The organism is Aeromonas sp. QDB34, from assembly GCF_027705405.1.
Taxonomy (GTDB): domain Bacteria; phylum Pseudomonadota; class Gammaproteobacteria; order Enterobacterales; family Aeromonadaceae; genus Aeromonas; species Aeromonas hydrophila.
Genome location: NZ_JAPDBT010000007.1, coordinates 52909 through 70108, shown reverse-complemented (window position 1 = coordinate 70108; position 17200 = coordinate 52909). Strand labels below are relative to the sequence as shown.

The 17200-nt window shown below is 63.8% G+C and carries 15 protein-coding genes; 10 read left to right on the top strand and 5 right to left on the bottom strand.

All coding sequences use genetic code 11. The features are described 5' to 3' along the window. Positions 1–75 precede the first annotated feature (75 nt). Both OKC29_RS11630 and OKC29_RS11625 read right to left on the bottom strand, forming a co-directional pair. Positions 76–1560: a L,D-transpeptidase family protein gene (locus tag OKC29_RS11630; protein ID WP_123785007.1), complete on the bottom strand. Its 1485-nt coding sequence runs from the start codon at positions 1558–1560 to the stop codon at positions 76–78. Positions 1561–1641: 81 nt separating this feature from the next. Then, on the bottom strand, positions 1642–2412 hold the full coding sequence (locus tag OKC29_RS11625) for a substrate-binding periplasmic protein (protein WP_123785006.1): 771 nt from the start codon (positions 2410–2412) through the stop codon (positions 1642–1644). Positions 2413–2738: 326 nt separating this feature from the next. Between OKC29_RS11625 and OKC29_RS11620 the strand changes: the two genes are divergently transcribed. From OKC29_RS11620 to OKC29_RS11600, 5 genes are all read left to right on the top strand, one after another. Then, on the top strand, positions 2739–3284 hold the full coding sequence (locus tag OKC29_RS11620) for a hypothetical protein (protein ID WP_016349902.1): 546 nt from the start codon (positions 2739–2741) through the stop codon (positions 3282–3284). A gap of 56 nt (positions 3285–3340) precedes the next feature. Further along, the gene (locus OKC29_RS11615) at positions 3341–4402 is read left to right on the top strand and encodes a glycosyltransferase family 2 protein (protein ID WP_029301561.1); all 1062 of its coding nucleotides are present in this window, start codon (positions 3341–3343) and stop codon (positions 4400–4402) included. Continuing rightward, on the top strand, positions 4399–4770 hold the full coding sequence (locus OKC29_RS11610) for a GtrA family protein (RefSeq protein ID WP_073349256.1): 372 nt from the start codon (positions 4399–4401) through the stop codon (positions 4768–4770). The genes OKC29_RS11615 and OKC29_RS11610 overlap by 4 nt, the downstream gene beginning before the upstream one ends. Further along, positions 4770–5933 carry a membrane protein gene (locus OKC29_RS11605; protein ID WP_011705134.1) on the top strand — a complete coding sequence of 388 codons (1164 nt, stop codon included), beginning with the start codon at positions 4770–4772 and terminating at the stop codon, positions 5931–5933. Before OKC29_RS11610 ends, OKC29_RS11605 begins: the two co-directional genes overlap by 1 nt. A 208-nt stretch (positions 5934–6141) precedes the next feature. Further along, positions 6142–8250 (top strand): alpha-amylase, encoded by a 2109-nt coding sequence (locus OKC29_RS11600; protein WP_073349254.1) that lies wholly within the window; start codon positions 6142–6144, stop codon positions 8248–8250. Positions 8251–8346: 96 nt separating this feature from the next. On the opposite strand, the gene OKC29_RS11595 is transcribed toward OKC29_RS11600, so the two are convergent. Continuing rightward, entirely contained in the window at positions 8347–8973 is a 627-nt protein-coding gene (locus OKC29_RS11595; protein ID WP_073349252.1) for a glutathione S-transferase, read from the bottom strand. Positions 8974–9131: 158 nt separating this feature from the next. Here OKC29_RS11595 and OKC29_RS11590 point away from each other — a divergent pair, with 158 nt between their 5' ends. The 4 genes from OKC29_RS11590 to OKC29_RS11575 all read left to right on the top strand — a co-directional run bounded on the left by OKC29_RS11590 (position 9132) and on the right by OKC29_RS11575 (position 12654). Further along, entirely contained in the window at positions 9132–9776 is a 645-nt protein-coding gene (locus tag OKC29_RS11590) for a response regulator transcription factor (RefSeq protein WP_019839067.1), read from the top strand. A gap of 88 nt (positions 9777–9864) precedes the next feature. Beyond that, on the top strand, positions 9865–10446 hold the full coding sequence (locus OKC29_RS11585) for a TetR/AcrR family transcriptional regulator (protein ID WP_073349250.1): 582 nt from the start codon (positions 9865–9867) through the stop codon (positions 10444–10446). Positions 10447–10517: 71 nt separating this feature from the next. Continuing rightward, positions 10518–11387 (top strand): alpha/beta hydrolase, encoded by an 870-nt coding sequence (locus OKC29_RS11580; protein WP_162275633.1) that lies wholly within the window; start codon positions 10518–10520, stop codon positions 11385–11387. A 121-nt stretch (positions 11388–11508) separates the two neighbouring features. Further along, complete coding sequence (locus OKC29_RS11575; protein ID WP_024946021.1) at positions 11509–12654, top strand: patatin-like phospholipase family protein; 1146 nt, start codon at positions 11509–11511, stop codon at positions 12652–12654. Positions 12655–12739: 85 nt separating this feature from the next. Here the strand turns inward: OKC29_RS11575 and OKC29_RS11570 are convergent, their stop codons facing one another. Continuing rightward, positions 12740–14692, bottom strand: a complete 1953-nt coding sequence (locus OKC29_RS11570; RefSeq protein WP_162275632.1) for a monovalent cation:proton antiporter family protein — start codon at positions 14690–14692, stop codon at positions 12740–12742. A 100-nt stretch (positions 14693–14792) separates the two neighbouring features. Between OKC29_RS11570 and OKC29_RS11565 the strand changes: the two genes are divergently transcribed. Beyond that, the gene (locus OKC29_RS11565) at positions 14793–15713 is read left to right on the top strand and encodes a GGDEF domain-containing protein (protein WP_102989180.1); all 921 of its coding nucleotides are present in this window, start codon (positions 14793–14795) and stop codon (positions 15711–15713) included. A 65-nt stretch (positions 15714–15778) separates the two neighbouring features. Here the strand turns inward: OKC29_RS11565 and tilS are convergent, their stop codons facing one another. Next, positions 15779–17119, bottom strand: a complete 1341-nt coding sequence (tilS, locus tag OKC29_RS11560; protein ID WP_073349246.1) for a tRNA lysidine(34) synthetase TilS — start codon at positions 17117–17119, stop codon at positions 15779–15781. Positions 17120–17200 lie beyond the last annotated feature (81 nt).

Sequence of the window (17200 nt, the reverse complement as noted above, 5' to 3'; positions counted from 1 at the left end):
AGCCGGCCGCTGTCAAACCGCAAGGGGCCATGAAAAAGCCCGGCGCAGGCCGGGCTTTTCACTCTGTGGCGAGGATCACAGCAAGCGACTCTGGTAGCTGACTCGATCAAATCCATAGATGTCGTTGCGCAGTTGCTGACGTCCGTCCTCGTCGATCCAGCTGCTCCAGTAGACGGTGAACACCGGGATCGGGGTGGTCAGCGGCAGCCACTTGGTCTGGGTCTCTTTCAAGATGCTGGCCACCTTGTCCGGCTGATAGCGGGAGTCCGCCAGCAGCAGCTCGGCCAGATCGTCGGCATGCTCCACCCGGATGCAGCCGGAGCTGAAGGCACGCGCGCCCTGCTCGAACAGCGCCTTGCGCGGGGTGGAGTGCAGGTAGATGGCCTCGTTGTTGGGCAGATAGAACTTGTAGCGACCCAGTGCGTTGTGATCGCCCGGCTTTTGCCGCAGCCGGTAGGGGAAGCCGGACGCCAGCGCCTGCTGCCAGCCCTCTTCGGTGAACTGTACCGGATTGCCCTCGCCGTCGATCACCTCGAACTGCTCGCGATTGAGGTAGGCGGGATCCCGTCCCAGCTTGGGCAGAATGTCCTTGCTCAGGATGGAGCGCGGCACGTGCCAGGCTGGGTTCAGCACGATGGAGCGGATCTCGCTGGCGAGGATCGGGGTCGCCCGCTGCTCCTTGCCCACGATCACCCGGCTGGTGAACACCTCGTTGCCGGACTCCACCACGCTCAGCCGATAGTCGGGGATGTTGACCAGCACGTAGCGGGCGCCGGAGAGCTGATCCACCAGGTCACGTCGCCACAGGTTGCGCAGCAGCAGGCTGGCGCGCACCTCGGGCCCGGTATTGAGCCAGCTGCGGGTCTGCCGGCCTATGATGCCGTCGGCGGTCAGGCCGTGGCGGCGCTGGAACTGCTTGACGGCCTGCAAAGTTTCGGCGTCGTAGGTGGCGTCATCATGGCGCGGGGCCGTGTCGCCCAGCTCGTTGAGGATGGAGCGGATCTGGCCCAGCTCCGGGGAGACTTCACCGGCCCGCAGGGTCGGCATGGTCAGGGTCGGCCACTTCTTGGCCATGGGCAGCGCCAGCAGCTTGCGCACTTCTTCGCGCACCGCGTCATATTCCACGACCTGGGGTCTGAGCTGCCTGACCTGCTCCAGCAGGTTGTCGCCGGCCGGCTCATGGGCCAGCGGCTTGCTGAGGTTGAGCTTGAGGGTCTGCATCTGCTCGCGGGAGACCAGATCCATGGCCCGCCACGCCTGCTGGAACCGGGCCAGCTTGCCGAACGCCTCGTCATAGAGGGCGCCACGCTGATCCGCCGGCTTGGCCTGCAGCTTCTTCCAGAGCGTGTAAAAATCCGGGTGCAACTGGGCCAGTACGGCCTCCTGCAGTTGCAGTTCCAGCTCACGCCTGGCCTGCTCCGCGGTGCTGTTCTGATACCAGTCGTGCTGCATCGCAGCATTGCTCACCACCACCTGGCCCTCGCTGGCCTGTACCATGGCCGCCGGCCAGCAGCCCAGCCAGATCAGGTTTGCCAATGCCAGCCAATACTTCTTCCCCATGCTTACCTCAAGATCGGTTCACTTCAGCCTGTCAGACCCGGCGGTCAAGGCGCTCATGATGCGTGAATGCCCGCGACTTTACTAGCTGGCGGGCGCGTAGCGCCGCCAGATAATGTCATACTCATTTGTTGCTTTAAATTCAGCCAGTTCGCGATTGAACGCACTGACAAATTCGGGTGACAGCCGCTTCTTGCTGAACATGAAGAAGGTCGGCGCTTCATATACGGCCATGGTGTGGGGGACGATCAGATCGCTCAGCCCCTCCTCCTTCAAGCCCCAGGGGGTGGCCAGCACATCGCCGAGAAAGCCGTCGATGCGCCCCAGTACCAGCTTGCCATAGTTTTGCTCGTCATTGACCACGCTCACCTGAGCGGCATAACGGCGCAGCAACTCGCTGATCTCGGCCCCATAGTAGTAGTCCTTGGTGATGCCCAGGGTATGGCCGCTGGCCAGCCAGCTGGCCAGATCGGTTTCGGGGTAGGAGGATGACTTGCGGATCCAGAGCGCGCTGCGACCCGGATTGTAGGCATCGGAGAACCAGGCATAGCGGGCGCGATCCTCGTTGAAATAGGCCTCCATGGCGATGTCGACCGAGCCCAGCGACAGACCGTGCAGCACCCGCTTCCAGGGCATCTCCACGTAGCTGGCCCTGCAATCGAGCCGCTTGAGCATGGCGGTGAGCGCTTCAACGGCAAAGCCGCGCAGCTCTTTCTGTCCGGCCGCCGTGCCGGCGTAATAGTGATAAGGCGGCCAGTTGTCAAAACCGACCCGCAAGGGCGAGGGACACAGACTGTTTGCCGAGGCCAGCGGCGCCAGCAAGCAGAGCATCCAGCAGCAGAGTTTCAGCTTCATGGGTCATCCTTGACTGCGTGATACGCCATCATAAATCGGCCTAGGCAAAATGGCGACAGATCCTGCCACAGCGATGCAGGCTCCCGGCCGTGTGAGCGGCGCCCTCATTTATGCTTGTCAGAGCCGGGCCTGAAATGCCCCCGACCTGCGCCGGATCTCCGGCTCGCCAGGGCAGGTAAAATACGGGAACAGCAACATTTGGAACACCGGCCGGAAAGGGGTTAATATGTGACCAAATATATTTTTGTGATCCACTATGCTTTTTTTGCAATTGGATTAGCATATGCGCGAAATCAGCCTACAAACCGTGAGGCGCAGAGAGTGATATGACGTACAAAAAGTTTGGTTTTCTGACCGCCATCATGGCGCTGAGTGGTTTCTACCTTTATACCCTCTATCTGGCCGCCCACCCCAACGTGAGCCTGGCCTACAAGCTCTATTACCTGGAAGGCAAGACCCGCTTCTGGGAGCACAACTCCAGCATGACCTACCAGCCCGGCAACGAGCTCAATCTGACCAAGCCGAGCCGTTTCCTCTCCAGCGAAGGCTGGGCCAAGAAACCGAGTGCGGACGGCACCGAACTGAGCGGCCAGGGTGGCCTCTACTTCGTGCTGCCCAAGCAGCAGGCGCAGCCGGAACAGCTGACCATCCAGGCCCGGGTCAACAGCCCGCAGGCCGGTGCTCTGCTGAAGGTGGCGCTGGGTCACGATTTCACCACCACCGTCAAGCTGGCCAAGGCCGGCATCAACGAGATCCGTCTCAGCCTGCCGGGCGAGTCGCTGACCTCGGACCCCAAACGTCCCAACTTTCTGGCGCTCTCCGCCCCGACGCCGCTCAATGTCCAGTCGGTGCGCTTGACCGTCGCCCAATAAGACGTATTCTCCAATACGCTGTTTTATAAAATAATTTTCCAAATAAGGAAGTTTTCATGTCGCATGCCGATTTTCGACTCTCTCTGATCGTTCCCGTTTACAACGAGGAAGAGAGCATAGATGCCTTCATCAACGCGATAGATAACGAACTGGCGCCGCTCAAGGATCAGCTGGAAATTGTATTCGTCAACGACGGCAGCCGCGACCGCACCCGTGAGGTGGTCGAGCAGGCCATTGCCCGCGACCCGCGCGTCACCCTGGTCAACCTGGCCCGCAACTTCGGCAAGGAAGCGGCGATGACCGCCGGCCTGCATCACGCCAAGGGTGATGCCGTGGTGCCGATGGACGTGGATCTGCAGGATCCGCCCGCACTCATTCTCGAATTCGTCAAGCTGTGGCAGACCGGCGACTACGACACCGTCTACGGCATCCGGGTGGATCGCAGCGCCGACACCCCGATGAAGCGCCTCACCGCTGGCGGCTTCTACCGCTTCTTCAACGCCCTTTCCACCAGCACCAAGCTGCCGGAGAACGCCGGTGACTTCCGCCTGATCGACCGCAAGGTGGTCGAGGCGATCAAGCAGCTGCCGGAGCGCAACCGCTTCATGAAGGGGCTGTTCGCCTGGGCCGGTTTCCGTGCCGTCGGCGTGCCCTACGAGCGTCCCGCCCGCCACGCCGGCGAGACCAAATTCAACTACTGGAAGCTGTGGAACTTCGCCCTCGACGGCCTGATGAGCTTCTCCAGCTGGCCGCTGCGGGTATGGAGCTACGTCGGCGTCGGCGTCTCCTTCGTCGCCTTCCTCTACATCCTCAAGATCGTCACCCAGGTGGTCTTCTTCGGCATCGACGTGCCGGGTTACGCCTCCCTGATGTCGGTGGTGCTGTTCCTCGGTGGCATCCAGCTGCTGTCGCTCGGCATCATCGGCGAGTACATCGGCCGCATGTTTGTCGAAGTGAAGCAGCGCCCCGTCTACCTCATCGAAGGGGTATACGGCCAGTATGCCAAACAGGATGAAGAGCCGAAGCAAGATGCAGCCACCGGCAGCAAGAAGAGCGCCGGCAAGAAGGCTGCTGCCGCGAAAGCCGCTGATGACCAGCAGGAGCAGGCTTCTCAATGATCTCCCGCGAGGAATTCTGGCGGCTGGTACGTTTCGGGTTTGTCGGCGGGGGGGCCACCCTCGTCGATCTGGGCACCTCCATCGCCCTGTTTCACAGCTGGCCCACCATCTCGGAGCACCTGGTGACGACGCTGGCCTTTGCCATCGCCTTCTGGTTCTCCTTCTTCGGTCACCGTTACATCACCTTCCAGAAGCAGGGTGCCGCCAGCAAGTTCTTGCTGGTCGCCCTCTTCTCGCTGGCGGTGCGTAACCTGATATTGAGCGGTCTGCTGTTTGCGGGTCTTTCCGGTCTGTTGCCGGTGGTGATCGCCACCCTGACGGTCACCGTGCTCACCTACCTCCTCTCCAGGATCTGGGTATTTGCCTGATGAATGACATGACTACCTCCATCACCCCTGACAATGCGGGCCCCTATCGCCCGTCACTGGCCATCAGCAGCCGTGACTGGCTGATGATCATCGCAGCCTTCGTGCTGAGCCGGGCCGCCCTCTACGGCATGGGCTATTTCGGCGTGCAGCTCTACGGCTCCCCCGACATAGGCCCGCTGCAGGCCTATTGCCAGTTCGACTGCGTCTGGTTCCAGCGCATCATCGAGAACGGCTACGATCTTTACCCACGCTGGCTGAGCAAGGGCAATGCGGCCAACTGGGCCTTCATGCCGCTCTACCCGATGATCTCCGGCACCATCTCCAACCTGCTCAACGTCGAGAGTCTGATCGGCCTGATGCTGGTAGCCAACCTGGCGTTCTTCATCAGCCTGCCGTTGATGCTGCTGGTGCTGCGCCAGCTCAAGCTGGGTGACGACACCGCCCGCTTCGGCGTCTGGCTGCTGGCCTTCTCCCCCTTCTCCGCCTACTTCGTCTCCGGCTATACCGAGTCGATGTTCATGGCGCTGATGCTGGGGATGTTCCTGTTCGCCTATCGCCAGCAGTGGCTGATGGTGGCGCTGCTCGGCGTGTTCATCTCCGCCACCCGCAACCTGGGGGTGATGATGGTGTTCCCGGTGCTGATCCTGGCGCTGCAGGCCTACGGCTGGCGCGAGTTCTTCCGCTTCACCGAGCGCGCCTTCAAGGTGGTGTTCACCCTCTGGATGATCCCGCTCGGCCTGTTCGCCTACATGTTCTACCTCTATCACCTCACCGGTGATGCGCTGGCGTTCAAGCACATCCAGGTGGCTTGGGGCCGTTACATGGACAGCCCGCTGGACTGGTGGCTGAGCGGCTTCGAGCTGGGCGGACGCAAATCCTACCTCTCCATCATGGTGATGTTCGGCTGGGCTCTTAACCTCTATCTGTTCAGCCAGAAGCGCTGGGCCGAGGCAACCCTGATGTTCATCTGCTGCACCATTCCGCTGATGACAGGGCTCAACGCCATGCCGCGCTACATGTTCGGCCTCTATCCGACCATGCTGGCGATCATCCTGCTGACCCATCGCTGGCCGGCCATTCGCCCGGCCGTGCTCTGCCTGAGCGGCATGGTGGCCTCCTTCATCGCGGTGGCCTTCGTCAACTTCAAGTTCTTCACCGTGTGACGAAAGTGGCAATGCAACAAGCCGGTCTATCGACCGGCTTTTTTTATGGGCGCGACACCCCGCTCACACTTTTCCATTCTTGAAAACGTAACCATTTGAACTGATGTCACAAATCGACGGTTTGCCTGTCCAAGCCCGCCCTCATGCCTCCTAGAATGAGCCCCATTGACGGCAATCTGGTCCGCTTAACCCCAGCAAGGAATGGCTTATGCGTCGCACTCCCTCGGTTTCTTCCCTCTGGCTCGCCCTGCTGGCCAGCCCCCTCTTCCTCCATCAGGCCATGGCCGCCGAGGTGCGCCTCTACGTGGATGACCAGCCGGTCGGCACACCGCTGACGCTGGACAAGGGGGCGGTGCAGCTGACCCATCCGCTCACCAAGGGGAGTCACCAGATCCGCATCAGCGACGCAGGCAACAGCTGCGGCACCAGCTTCGGCCCGAGCGAGGCCAAACCGCTCCCCTTCGGCACCGCCCAGCCCATGGACAAGTGCAGCAAGGGGCAGCACTTCAACCTGCGGGTGATGCTGGCGGGGGACTATCAGTTCACCTTCAACCCGGATACCCCCAGCCTCAAGGTGCTGCGAGCCACCAAGAAGAGCGAATTCAAACGTCAGCCGCCAGCGGAGCCCTGCATCAGCTGGGATGGCGGCCCGGTCACGGTATCCCTGAAAGGAGTCTGGCCCGACGGCACCCAGCTGCGGGACGCCTACTCCGGCCAGCAAGGGGTGATCAAGGGCGGCAAGCTGACCCTGACGCCGAGTAAAGAGAGCGGCGGCCTGCTGCTGCTCGAGCCAATCAAGGCGGCCACCACGGCCCCCTTCAGCTGGGATCAGGCGAGCGTCTATTTCCTGCTGACCGACCGCTTCAACAACGGCGATCCCGCCAACGACCACAGCTTCGGCCGCCAAAAGGACGGTCAGGATGAAGTAGCCACCTGGCACGGCGGTGACTTCAAGGGGCTGACCGCCAAGCTCGACTACATCAAGCAGCTTGGCATCAACGCCATCTGGATCACCCCCATGGTGGAGCAGGTGCACGGCTTCATCGGCGGCGGCGAGCAGGGCAACTTCCCCTTCTACGCCTATCACGGCTACTGGGCACTCGACTTCACCAAGATAGATCCCAACTACGGCGACGAGGAGAGCCTCAAGACCCTGGTGGACGAGGCCCACAAGCGCGGCATGCGCATCATCCTCGACGTGGTGATGAACCACGCAGGCTACGCCACCCTCGCCGACCTGCAAGATCTGGGGCTCACCGACCTCACCCAGAACACCGGTAAACTGCCGGCCCGTTGGAACCAGTGGCGCCCGAGCGGCGGCCTAAACTGGCATGGCTACAACCAGTTCATCGACTACCAGTCGCCGAAGTGGGACCAGTGGTGGAGCGGTGACTGGGTGCGGGCCGGCCTGCCCGGCTACCCGCAACCCGGTACCGACGACGTCACCGGCTCGGTGGCGGGACTGCCGGACTTCCTCACCGAATCCACCAAGCCGGTGGGGCTGCCGCCGCTGCTGACGGCCAAACAGGACACCAGGGCCAAGGTGCTGCCCAACGCCACCGTGAGCGACTATCTGATTGCCTGGCACACCGACTGGGTGCGCCGCTTCGGTATCGACGGCTTCAGAGCCGACACCGTCAAACACCTGGAGCCCGAGGTGTGGGCCCGCCTCAAGCAGGCCGGCACCACCGCCCTCAAGGAGTGGAAAGCCGCCAACCCGGCCAAGAAGCTCGACGATCTGCCCTTCTACATGGTGGGCGAGGTGTGGGATCACGGGGTAGCCAAGGATTTCTGGTACCAGAACGGCTTCGATTCGCTGATCAACTTCGACTATCAGCGCGAGTTCGCCCTGCCCCAGGCCCAGTGTCTGGCCAGCGCCGAGCCCACCTATGCCGGCTACGCCAGCCGCATCAATCAGGATCCCGAGTTCAACGTGCTGAGCTACATCAGCTCCCACGACACCAAGCTGTTCTTCGGCGACTATCAGGACGTGCCGTTGCAGCGCCGGGTCGCCAGCAGCTTCATGCTGCTGCCGGGCGGCATCCAGATCTACTACGGCGATGAGTCCGGCCGCGGACTCGCCAAGGATGGCGGCGTGTTCGATCAGGCACTGCGTTCTGACATGAACTGGCAGGAGCTGGCCGGCGGCGAGAAGGCCGAGCTGGTCAAGCACTGGCAGCGACTCGGCCAGTTCCGTGCCGCCCACCCGGCGGTGGCGGCGGGCAGCCACAAGAAACTGGCCGACAGCCCCTATGCCTTCGTGCGGGAGAAGGGGGATGACAAGGTTGTGGTGGTGTTCGCCGGCCGCCAGCCATAATCCAGCTTAAGGAATCAAACCCAAACAGAGAGGGGAGCCAGTGGCTCCCCTCTCTGTTTACACCTACCGTTCAGACAGGCTGTTGCGCCCGCAGGTTCACTGCGGCTGACGGGCGGCCGCCGGCCACTGCAGGCGTGCCTTGACCAGGGTCTGCTGCCACAGCGGCCAGGCCAGCAGCGCCTGCTGATAGGCGCCGGCCTGCCCGGGCAGCTGGATGCCGTAGCTCGCCAACCGGTAGGCCATCACCGCATAGAAGGCATCGAGGATCCCCGCCTCGCCAAAATAGAAGGGGCCACGCGCCTGGGACCAGATGGTCTGCAACCGGGCCAGCTCGCCGATGGCCTCCACCGGCGGTTCACTGCGGGTCGGGGCGCCGAGGAAGAAGGGCAGCAGGGTGCGGATTTGGCGAAAACCGGCGTGCAGCTCGGCGCAAAGACTGCGGGCCAGCGCCCGCTCGGCTCGCGCTTCTGGATAGAGCTGGCGCGCGGGGCAGAGCTCGTGCAGGTACTCGGCGATGGCCAGCGAGTCGTGTACCCGCACGCCGTCGTGATCGAGCCAGGGCACCAGGCCGGCGGGGGCCAGCCGCTTGAGCCGCTGCAGCTCCTTGGCATCCTCCAGGTCGAACACCTGCTCCTGCCACTCCAGTCCGCTCATGGCCAGCACCAGCGCTGCCCGCATCGCCCAGGTGGAGCCCGTGCCCACCGTCAATACCAGAGATCCCATCTATTGCCTCCTGCATGGGTTGTTCTTGACCATCCCATCTGCCCCAATGGCACGACATCCGACGGTCGCTTCACATTTGCGCGCCGGCAGGTTTGACCCTCTCCGGGAGCGGTGCTAGTTTGATTTTCCAAAACAATTAGTTAGCAACAATGTGAGCAATGGACAGCCAATTTACCATCGTCATCGCAGATGACCACCCCCTGTTTCGGGGCGCCCTCTATCAAGCGGTGCACATGGCCATCGACGATGCCCAGCTGCTGGAAGCAGACTCCATCGACAGCTTGGCCCACCTGCTGGGTGAGCACCCGGAAGTCGACCTGCTGCTGCTCGATCTCAAGATGCCGGGGGCCAACGGCTTCTCCGGTCTCGCCCACCTGCGCGGCCAATATCCCGACCTGCCCATCGTGGTGGTGTCGGCTTCGGAAGAGCCCGCCATCATCCAGCAGGTGCTGCGGCTCGGCGCGCTCGGCTTTATCCCCAAATCGGCGCCGATGAAGGAGCTGGTCAACGCCCTCAATACGGTGATCGGGGGTGACAACTGGGTGCCGGCCGGCATCTCGCTCCACCCCGAGCCTTGTGAGGGCGCCGATTTCGCCAGCAAGCTGGCCAGCCTCACCCCCCAGCAGTACAAGGTGCTGGTGATGCTGCGCGACGGCAGCCTCAACAAGCAGATCGCCTGGGAGCTCAACGTATCCGAGGCCACCATCAAGGCCCACATCACGGCGATTTTCCGTAAACTGGGCGTCAAGAACCGCACCCAGGCGGTCATCGCTCTGCAGCAGATGGATATCAAGGAGAGCTGACCCCTCCCAGCAGGCCTGCACATCATCTGCCGCTCGACAAATAGCACGGTCGTACTTTATGCTGCTCCAGTTAATGAAGGAGAGTGCGATGAGCAAGGGCCGGCTGACCCGCGACAACATTTTGCAGACTGCGTTCGAGCAGGCGAGCCAGCAGGGGCTGGAGAGCCTCACCATCGGCTCCCTTGCCAGCGCCTGCGAGATGTCGAAAAGCGGCCTGTTTGCCCACTTCCAGTCCCGCGACAACCTGCAGATTGCCGTGCTGGAGTACGCCGCCGAGGTGTTCCGGGAGCGGGTGATCCAGCCGGTGCGCCAGCAGCAGCACGGCAACCAGCGAGCGAAGCTGACGGCCCTGCTGCAGGCCTGGCTGGCCTGGAACCAGTGCTTCGCCGGTCGCTGCATGTTCCTCGACGCCTGGACCTCGGCCCAGGAGGGGGAGGTGCAGCAGGCTGCCCGCCAGCTGGTGCGCTTCTGGCTCGACTACCTGGCCCGCCAGGTGGTGCAGGGACAGAGCGAGGGCGAGTGGCGCAGCGACATGGATCCCTGGCGCGCCGTCCATCGCCTCTATGGCCTCTATCTGGCGGATCAGGTGTTCAATGCCCTCGATCTGTGTCAGGATCCGGCCCGCCACTTCTGGCCAGAAGTGGAGACACTGCTGGATGGCTGGCGCTGATGGATTGACCTCTCTTTTTTAAAACCGACAAAAAAGCACGACCGTTCGCACATAAAAACCACAGGATGACCATGAGCAGCAAGATCTACTTCAACACCCGCCGCTTCAGCCCGAGCAAATGGCTGCTTGGCCTTGGCACCCGCTTGCATCACACCCTGGCCCCCGCTCATGCCAAGCGCACCGCCAGCAAGCTGCTGCTCACCCCCCAGCGCAACCAGCGGGATGACGCGGCGCCGGCCGGACTGGTCAAACAGGCCGTGCACACCAGCGAAGGCACCCTGATGAGCTACCGGCTCGGCCAGGGGCCGGTCTGGCTGCTGATGCACGGCTGGTCAGGCAGCGCCGGCCAGTTCTACCCGCTGATGAGCCACATCGCCGCCCTGGGCTTCACGGCCATTGCCTACGATCACCCGGCCCACGGCCACAGCGCCGGCCATACCGGCCACCTGCCCCGCTTCGTACGCGCCTTCGACGAACTGGTAGAGAAGATGACGGCGGAGTACGGCCCGCTGCAGGGCGTCATCGCCCACAGCATGGGGGGCGCCGTCACCCTCTCCAGCCGCCGACGCGAGCTGGATGCCCTGCCGCTGCTGCTCATCTCGCCGGTGCTCGACTACGTGCCCCAGCTCTACGGCATGGTGGCGCGCTCCGGCTACTCCATCCGGCTGTTCGATGCGGTGGTCAAGGAGATTGAACAGGAGTACCAGCACCCCTTGAGCACGGTCGACCCGCTGGGGCGGCTCGCCGGCCGCAGCGGGCCCGCCATCATAGTGCACGACGAGGAGGATCGCTTCGCCCCGCACGGCGACTCCCTGCGCGCCACTCAGGATGGTCGTACCCGGCTGGTGAGCACCCGCGGCCTCGGCCACGGCCGCATCCTCGCCAGTGCCCCCGCATTCGCCTCGTTCGATCAGCTGAGCGCCGCTCGCCACGCCAACTAAACAGCCTCAAAAAGGGCCTGCAAAAAATGGTTGGCAGGCCTGTTTTTATATTTGATACAGCGTCTTATAGTTAAATTGCTCGGTGGCAACACCCCCAGTGGCATGCATAAGGCGCAGTATCATGGCCAAACCCAACACAGCTCTTCTGTTGACCGGTGGTGGTGCCCGCGCCGCCTATCAGGTCGGCGCCCTCAAGGCGATCGCCGAGTTCTATCCCCGCAATCTCGGCATTCCGTTTCCCATCCTGTGCGGCACCTCGGCCGGCGCCATCAATGTCACCGCGCTGGCCTGCTACGCCTCCTGCTTCCATCTGGGGGTACGCAAGCTGGAGTGGGTCTGGCGCCGCTTCGAGACCCACCACATCTTCGACTTTCACCCGGGGCGTCTGTTGTGGCGGCTGATGTATGAGGGCTCGGCGGGGCTCATCAATCCCCACACCAACCACGCCTTTCACCTGTTCGACAACGCGCCGCTGCGCCGCCTGCTGGATCAGCTCATCGACTATCACCGCATCGACGACAACATCCTCTACGGCAGTCTGGAGGCGCTGGCCATCACCGCCTCCGACTACGACGACGGCCTCTCCACCACCTTCTTTCAGGGGCGAGCCGAGCACCTGCCGTGGGAGCGGGCCAGACGGCGCGGGCTGCGCACCCTGCTCACCTCGGATCACCTGCTCGCCTCCTCGGCGCTGCCGTTCGTCTTCCCGGCCACCCACATCGGCGACAAGTTCTACGGCGACGGCTCCATCCATCAGTTGAGCCCGCTCAGCCCCGCCATCCACCTGGGGGCGGAGCGGATCCTGCTGATCACCCTAGATCCACCGGCGCACACGGCGCCCACCTTCCACCATGGCCACCTGACCAGCTCCAACATCGCCAGCCACCTGCTGGACACCGTCTTCACCGATACCCTCAACTCGGACCTGGAGCGGTTGTGGCGCATCAACCAGACCCTGGATCTCATCCCGGAGCGGGAGCGCAACCGGTTGAAACTCAAACGGGTGGAGACCTGCGTGCTCAAGCCGAGCCAGGATCTCGACCTGCTGGCGCTGGCCTATCTGCGCAAGCTGCCGGTGCACCTGCGCCGCCTGCTGCGGGTACTGGGCGTAACGGGGGATGAGACCAGCAGCCTGGCCAGTTTCCTGATGTTCTATCCCGGCTACTGCCAGCAGCTGATCAAGCTGGGCTACCTGGATACCCTGAACGAGCGCCGGCGGGTCGAAGCGTTTCTGGGGATAGAGGAGATGGTACCGGTCGAAGCCTGAAATGGCCTCTTGAGGGTGAACCGGCACGCCAGCCAGCAAGCGGCTCACTCACCTTCGGCGAGGATGAATACACCTTGAGCGAGGACTAACGCCCCTCCAGCAGGCGCTGCTCCGCCTGCTCCACCGCCACCCCATTGCCGAACAGCACCAGCCGATCCCCTGCCGCCAGCACCAGCTCTGGCTTGGGCTCCAGCCGCAGCTCGCCGCGCTGTACCTCCTTGATCCGCACCGTCTCCAGCGCCAGAGCCTGCACGCTGCGACCCACCGCCCAGGCCTGCTCGTGCAGCAGCACGGGGTGCAGCCGCTCGAGCAGTTGGTCCGTTTCCAGATTGCCGGCGCTTTGATCCCCCCAGTAGAAACCGTGCAGAAAGCGGTACTGGCTGCTGCGCTCGTGCTCCATGCGCCGGATCACCCGGCCGATGGGGATGTCGCAGTTGAGCAGCAGGTGGGAGACCAGCATCAGGGCCCCCTCCTGGGATTCGGGGATCACCGCAAAGGCGCCCGCCCGCTTGAACGCCTCCAGAAAACTGTCATCGCGGGTGCGCACCAGCACCTTCACCTCCCACGCCAGCTCCCTGATCAGCGCCAGCATGGCCTCAACCCGCTTGTGATCGTCAAAGGTGATGATCACCAGCCGAGCCCGCAGCAGGCCGGCGGCCAGCAGGATGTCGCGGCGGCTGGCATCGCCGAACGCCACCTGCTCCCCCGCCGACTTGGCCTCGCTCACCCGCTCCGGATCGAGATCCAGCGCCAGGAAGGGGATCTCCTCCTGCTTGAGAAAGCGGGCGCAGGTCTGACCGGCCCGACCAAAGCCCGCGATGATCACGTGCTGGCTCTTGCTCAGGCCCGACTGGGCCACCTCGGAGCGGGTGAGCAGGGCAGGATCTGTGAGGGAGCGGGCCAGATGATGGGCCTGCAACACCAGCCAGGGCGTCATGGCGATGGAGGTGACGCCGATACCGATAAGCAGGGAGACCAGCCGATGGTCGAGCAGACCGTGGTGGTTGGCCAGCGCCAGCAGCACGAAGCCGAACTCCCCCACCTGGCTCAGCATGATCCCCGCCGCCATGGCATCGCGCTTGCGCTCCCCCATCAGCCGGCCGGCCAGCAGCACCAGCAGGGATTTGAACAGGATCAGGCAGAGCACGCTGGTGGCCACCAGCCACCAGTCCTGCGCCACCCGCTGCCAGTCCATGGTCATGCCGATGGTGATGAAGAAGAGCCCCATCAGCACGTCCCGAAACGGCCGGATGTCCACCTCCAGTTGATGGCGATAGTGGGACTCCCCCAGCATCATGCCCGCCAGAAAGGCCCCCAGCGCCATGGAGAGCCCCATCCACTGGGTCAGCGAGGCCGCCAGCAGCGCCACCAGCAGGGCGCTCAGCACGAACAGCTCGTCGGAGCGGGCCCGCGCCACCTCGTGAAACAGCAGCGGCAGCAGCCACTTGCCCACCGCCAGCAGGCTCAGCAGGGCAAACAGCCCCTTGAGGGTGGCCCAGGCGATCTCCGCCAGCAGGGCGCTGCCCTGGATCTCGGGCCTGGCCAGGATGGGGATCATCACCAACAGCGGTACCACCGCCAGATCCTGAAACAGCAGCACGCTCACCCCGAGCTGGGCGCGGCGGGTGTGCAGCTGCTTCTGCTCTCCCAGCTGCTTGATCACCACGGCGGTGGACGAGAGCGCCAAGGTGCCCGACACCACCAGCGCCTGGGGCAGGCTCAGGCCCCACCACCAGGCGATGGCGAAAAACAGCAATGATGTGAGCAACACCTGCAGGCCGCCCACCCCGATCACCAGCCGACGCATGGCGATGAGCCGGGGCAGCGAGAATTCGAGCCCAAGCGAGAACATCAGAAAGACGATGCCGAGCTCGGCGATGGTCTGCATGATCGCCTGGCCGGTGATCACGGCGACGCCATAGGGGCCGAGCAGTACCCCGGCAAGCAGGTAAGCGAGGATCACCGGCTGGCCGAGGCGCCGGAAAATCGCCACCAACAGCACGGCGGCAAGCAGCAGGATCAACACATCTGCGTACAATATTTCCTCCCTTTTTATCTACTTAAGCCTAGCCAGCCACTCTTGTTCGCATCGAACATATTTTGGGCACAAGGATTGCAGGTAAGTGTCAGGAAGTAGGTTGTTTGAGGGCTGTACCGTGGAAAACACATCATCATTGAATGGTCTGGGACATGGCATCGAGCAGTGGGTTCGCCAGATGGAGCGGCTCACGCCGCTGGCCAGTCAGGATCGCAACCAGTTGCTCGAGTTGTTGTTGGTGCAGATGGACCTCGGCAGCCTGCTGGCAACCTTTGCCGATCGTGCGGCAAGAATTGTCCGGATCCACAGCCTGCACTTCGACTGCGGCCAGTCTCACACCTTGATCCAGCATCCGCCCCAGGCCAGCCTGACCCTGCACAGCTACCCGTTCGAGCTGCGCGGCCAGCATGGCCAGCTGATCGGCCAGTTGCACTACACCCTGGAACATACCCTGAGCGGCAGCCAGCAGCGGATCCTGCAGCAGTATCACCAACTGCTCTGCCTGCCCCTGCCCCTCTATCTGCGCCTGTCACAGCTGGAGCTGCAGGTCAGGCTCGATCACCTGACCGGGCTCGGCAACCGCTCCTACTTTGACGAAGCCATCGGCCGGGCGGTAGAGCAGCACAGCCGGGAATCCCACGGCCTGGTGCTGGTGCTGCTGGATCTCGACCGCTTCAAGCAGATCAACGACACCTGGGGCCACCCGGTCGGCGATCTGGTGCTGAGCCGCTTCGCCCAGCTGCTGACCCACTGCATCCGCAGCACGGATCAGGCGTTTCGCCTCGGCGGCGACGAGTTCGCCCTGCTGCTGCAACCCGCCGAACCCGAGGCCTGGCGCCCGGTCTGGCTGCGCCTGCAGCACATGTTGATGACCAACAAGGAACTCAGTACCTTCTCGGTCGGCTGCAGCCTGGGAGCCGCCAGCTGGCAGTCCGGGGTGGACGTGCACAGCCTGTACGAGGCCGCCGATGCCCACCTCTATGCCCGCAAGAAGGCGGGCAAGGCCGGCCTGCTGGACTGAACCGGCCAGCCGCTGAATATGACAAGGCCGGCATATGCCGGCCTTGTCATTTGCAACGGATAGGATCAGGCAGGAGGCTGACAGGCCGCCGCCGGCAGCCAGTGCCAGTCCAGACCGGCGCCCTGCGTCATGAATCCGTCACAGAGGAACAGCTCACCCACCGCCGCCACCTGCTCGCCGTAATAGAGAATGGGAATGCGGCCACGCTGCCAGGAGGGAACCCCGTACTCCTGCAGCAGCTTCTTGAGGCGCCGGCTGCCGCCACGCCCTACCGGCTTGAGCATGCTGCCGGCGGCCACCCCGAAGCGCACCGACAGCGGCTCGTCCGCCCTTGGCTGTCGCAGCCCCTCGCCTTCCACTCGCGGCAGCAAGCGCACCTCCCCCAGCCCGTCCGGCAGGATCCGCGTCTCCCCCACGGCCAATGTCAGCTGTTCGTGGCGAGGCTGCAGCCCGGGTCGCACCAGATGGAGCCGCCCCTGAAAGCGGCGGCAGCTCTGCCCGCCCCAGTTGAGCTGAGGATTGGCGTCTTCCCGTGCCAGCGCCACCTCCTGCCAGAGCAGACCGAGCTGCTCGCGGGAGGGCATCTCGCCTCCCTGGCGGCGGATCCAGTAACGCAGCAGGTTGTTGCGCCGGGTGCCTGACAGAGCCAGCAGCGGCGCGATCTGCAGCGCCTCTCCTGCCGCTGCCAGCCGCCAGTCGGCCTCTGCCAGCTCCTCCAGCAGCGCCTCCTGCTCGGCGCACAGCGCCATGCTGCGCGCCGCCGTCTGGGCCATGGTGGGCCAGCGGGCCTTGAGCTGGGGAATGAGCCGTTGGCGCAGGAAGTTGCGGTCATAACTCACATCCTGGTTGCTCTCATCCTCCACCCAGCCATAGGGGAGGCTGGCCGCCGCCTCGGCAAGCTCGGCCCGGCTCACCTCGAGCAAGGGGCGCAGCAACAGGCCACCGGCAAAGGGCTGGCTCGGCACCATGCCCGCCAGCCCGCGCAGGCCGGCGCCGCGCTTGAGCGCCAGCAGCAGGGTCTCCAGCTGATCGTCCTGATGGTGGGCGGTGAGCAGCCACTCCCCCTCCCCCAACTGAGCGGCGAGACGCAGATAGCGGGCCTCCCGCGCCTGCGCCTCCAGGCTGTCGCCACTATCCCGCTGCAGTTGCACCCGCTCGACCAGCAGCGGCACCGCCAGTTGCTGACACACCTTTTCGCAGTGTGCTACCCACTCGTCGGCATGTGGGCTCAGGCCGTGATGGACGTGCAGGGCGCGCAGGGCAAGGCCGTGGGCGCGGGCAAAGCGGGCCGCCAGCACCAGCAGCACGGTGGAGTCGAGTCCGCCGCTGAAGGCTACCAGCAGGCCACGGGAACCTTCCGGCGCGGGCAGAGTCTGACAAAAACGAGAATAAATACGAGAAATCATAGGCTTCCCCAATACGACCAGGCCGATCTTAGCAGACTCGGGCTTATCAAGCGCTAACCCGACTGCTAGAGTGAGACGCTC

Excerpts from the sequence above, each read along its gene's own strand:
- OKC29_RS11585 (WP_073349250.1), top strand. The coding sequence starts at position 9,865 with ATGAGCAAGGGCCGGCTGACCCGCGACAACATTTTGCAGACTGCGTTC.
- OKC29_RS11610 (WP_073349256.1), top strand. The coding sequence starts at position 4,399 with ATGATCTCCCGCGAGGAATTCTGGCGGCTGGTACGTTTCGGGTTTGTC.
- OKC29_RS11625 (WP_123785006.1), bottom strand. The coding sequence starts at position 2,412 with ATGAAGCTGAAACTCTGCTGCTGGATGCTCTGCTTGCTGGCGCCGCTG.
- OKC29_RS11630 (WP_123785007.1), bottom strand. The coding sequence starts at position 1,560 with ATGGGGAAGAAGTATTGGCTGGCATTGGCAAACCTGATCTGGCTGGGC.
- OKC29_RS11605 (WP_011705134.1), top strand. The coding sequence starts at position 4,770 with ATGAATGACATGACTACCTCCATCACCCCTGACAATGCGGGCCCCTAT.
- OKC29_RS11590 (WP_019839067.1), top strand. The coding sequence starts at position 9,132 with ATGGACAGCCAATTTACCATCGTCATCGCAGATGACCACCCCCTGTTT.
- OKC29_RS11615 (WP_029301561.1), top strand. The coding sequence starts at position 3,341 with ATGTCGCATGCCGATTTTCGACTCTCTCTGATCGTTCCCGTTTACAAC.
- OKC29_RS11580 (WP_162275633.1), top strand. The coding sequence starts at position 10,518 with ATGAGCAGCAAGATCTACTTCAACACCCGCCGCTTCAGCCCGAGCAAA.
- OKC29_RS11575 (WP_024946021.1), top strand. The coding sequence starts at position 11,509 with ATGGCCAAACCCAACACAGCTCTTCTGTTGACCGGTGGTGGTGCCCGC.
- tilS (WP_073349246.1), bottom strand. The coding sequence starts at position 17,119 with ATGATTTCTCGTATTTATTCTCGTTTTTGTCAGACTCTGCCCGCGCCG.
- OKC29_RS11620 (WP_016349902.1), top strand. The coding sequence starts at position 2,739 with ATGACGTACAAAAAGTTTGGTTTTCTGACCGCCATCATGGCGCTGAGT.
- OKC29_RS11600 (WP_073349254.1), top strand. The coding sequence starts at position 6,142 with ATGCGTCGCACTCCCTCGGTTTCTTCCCTCTGGCTCGCCCTGCTGGCC.
- OKC29_RS11595 (WP_073349252.1), bottom strand. The coding sequence starts at position 8,973 with ATGGGATCTCTGGTATTGACGGTGGGCACGGGCTCCACCTGGGCGATG.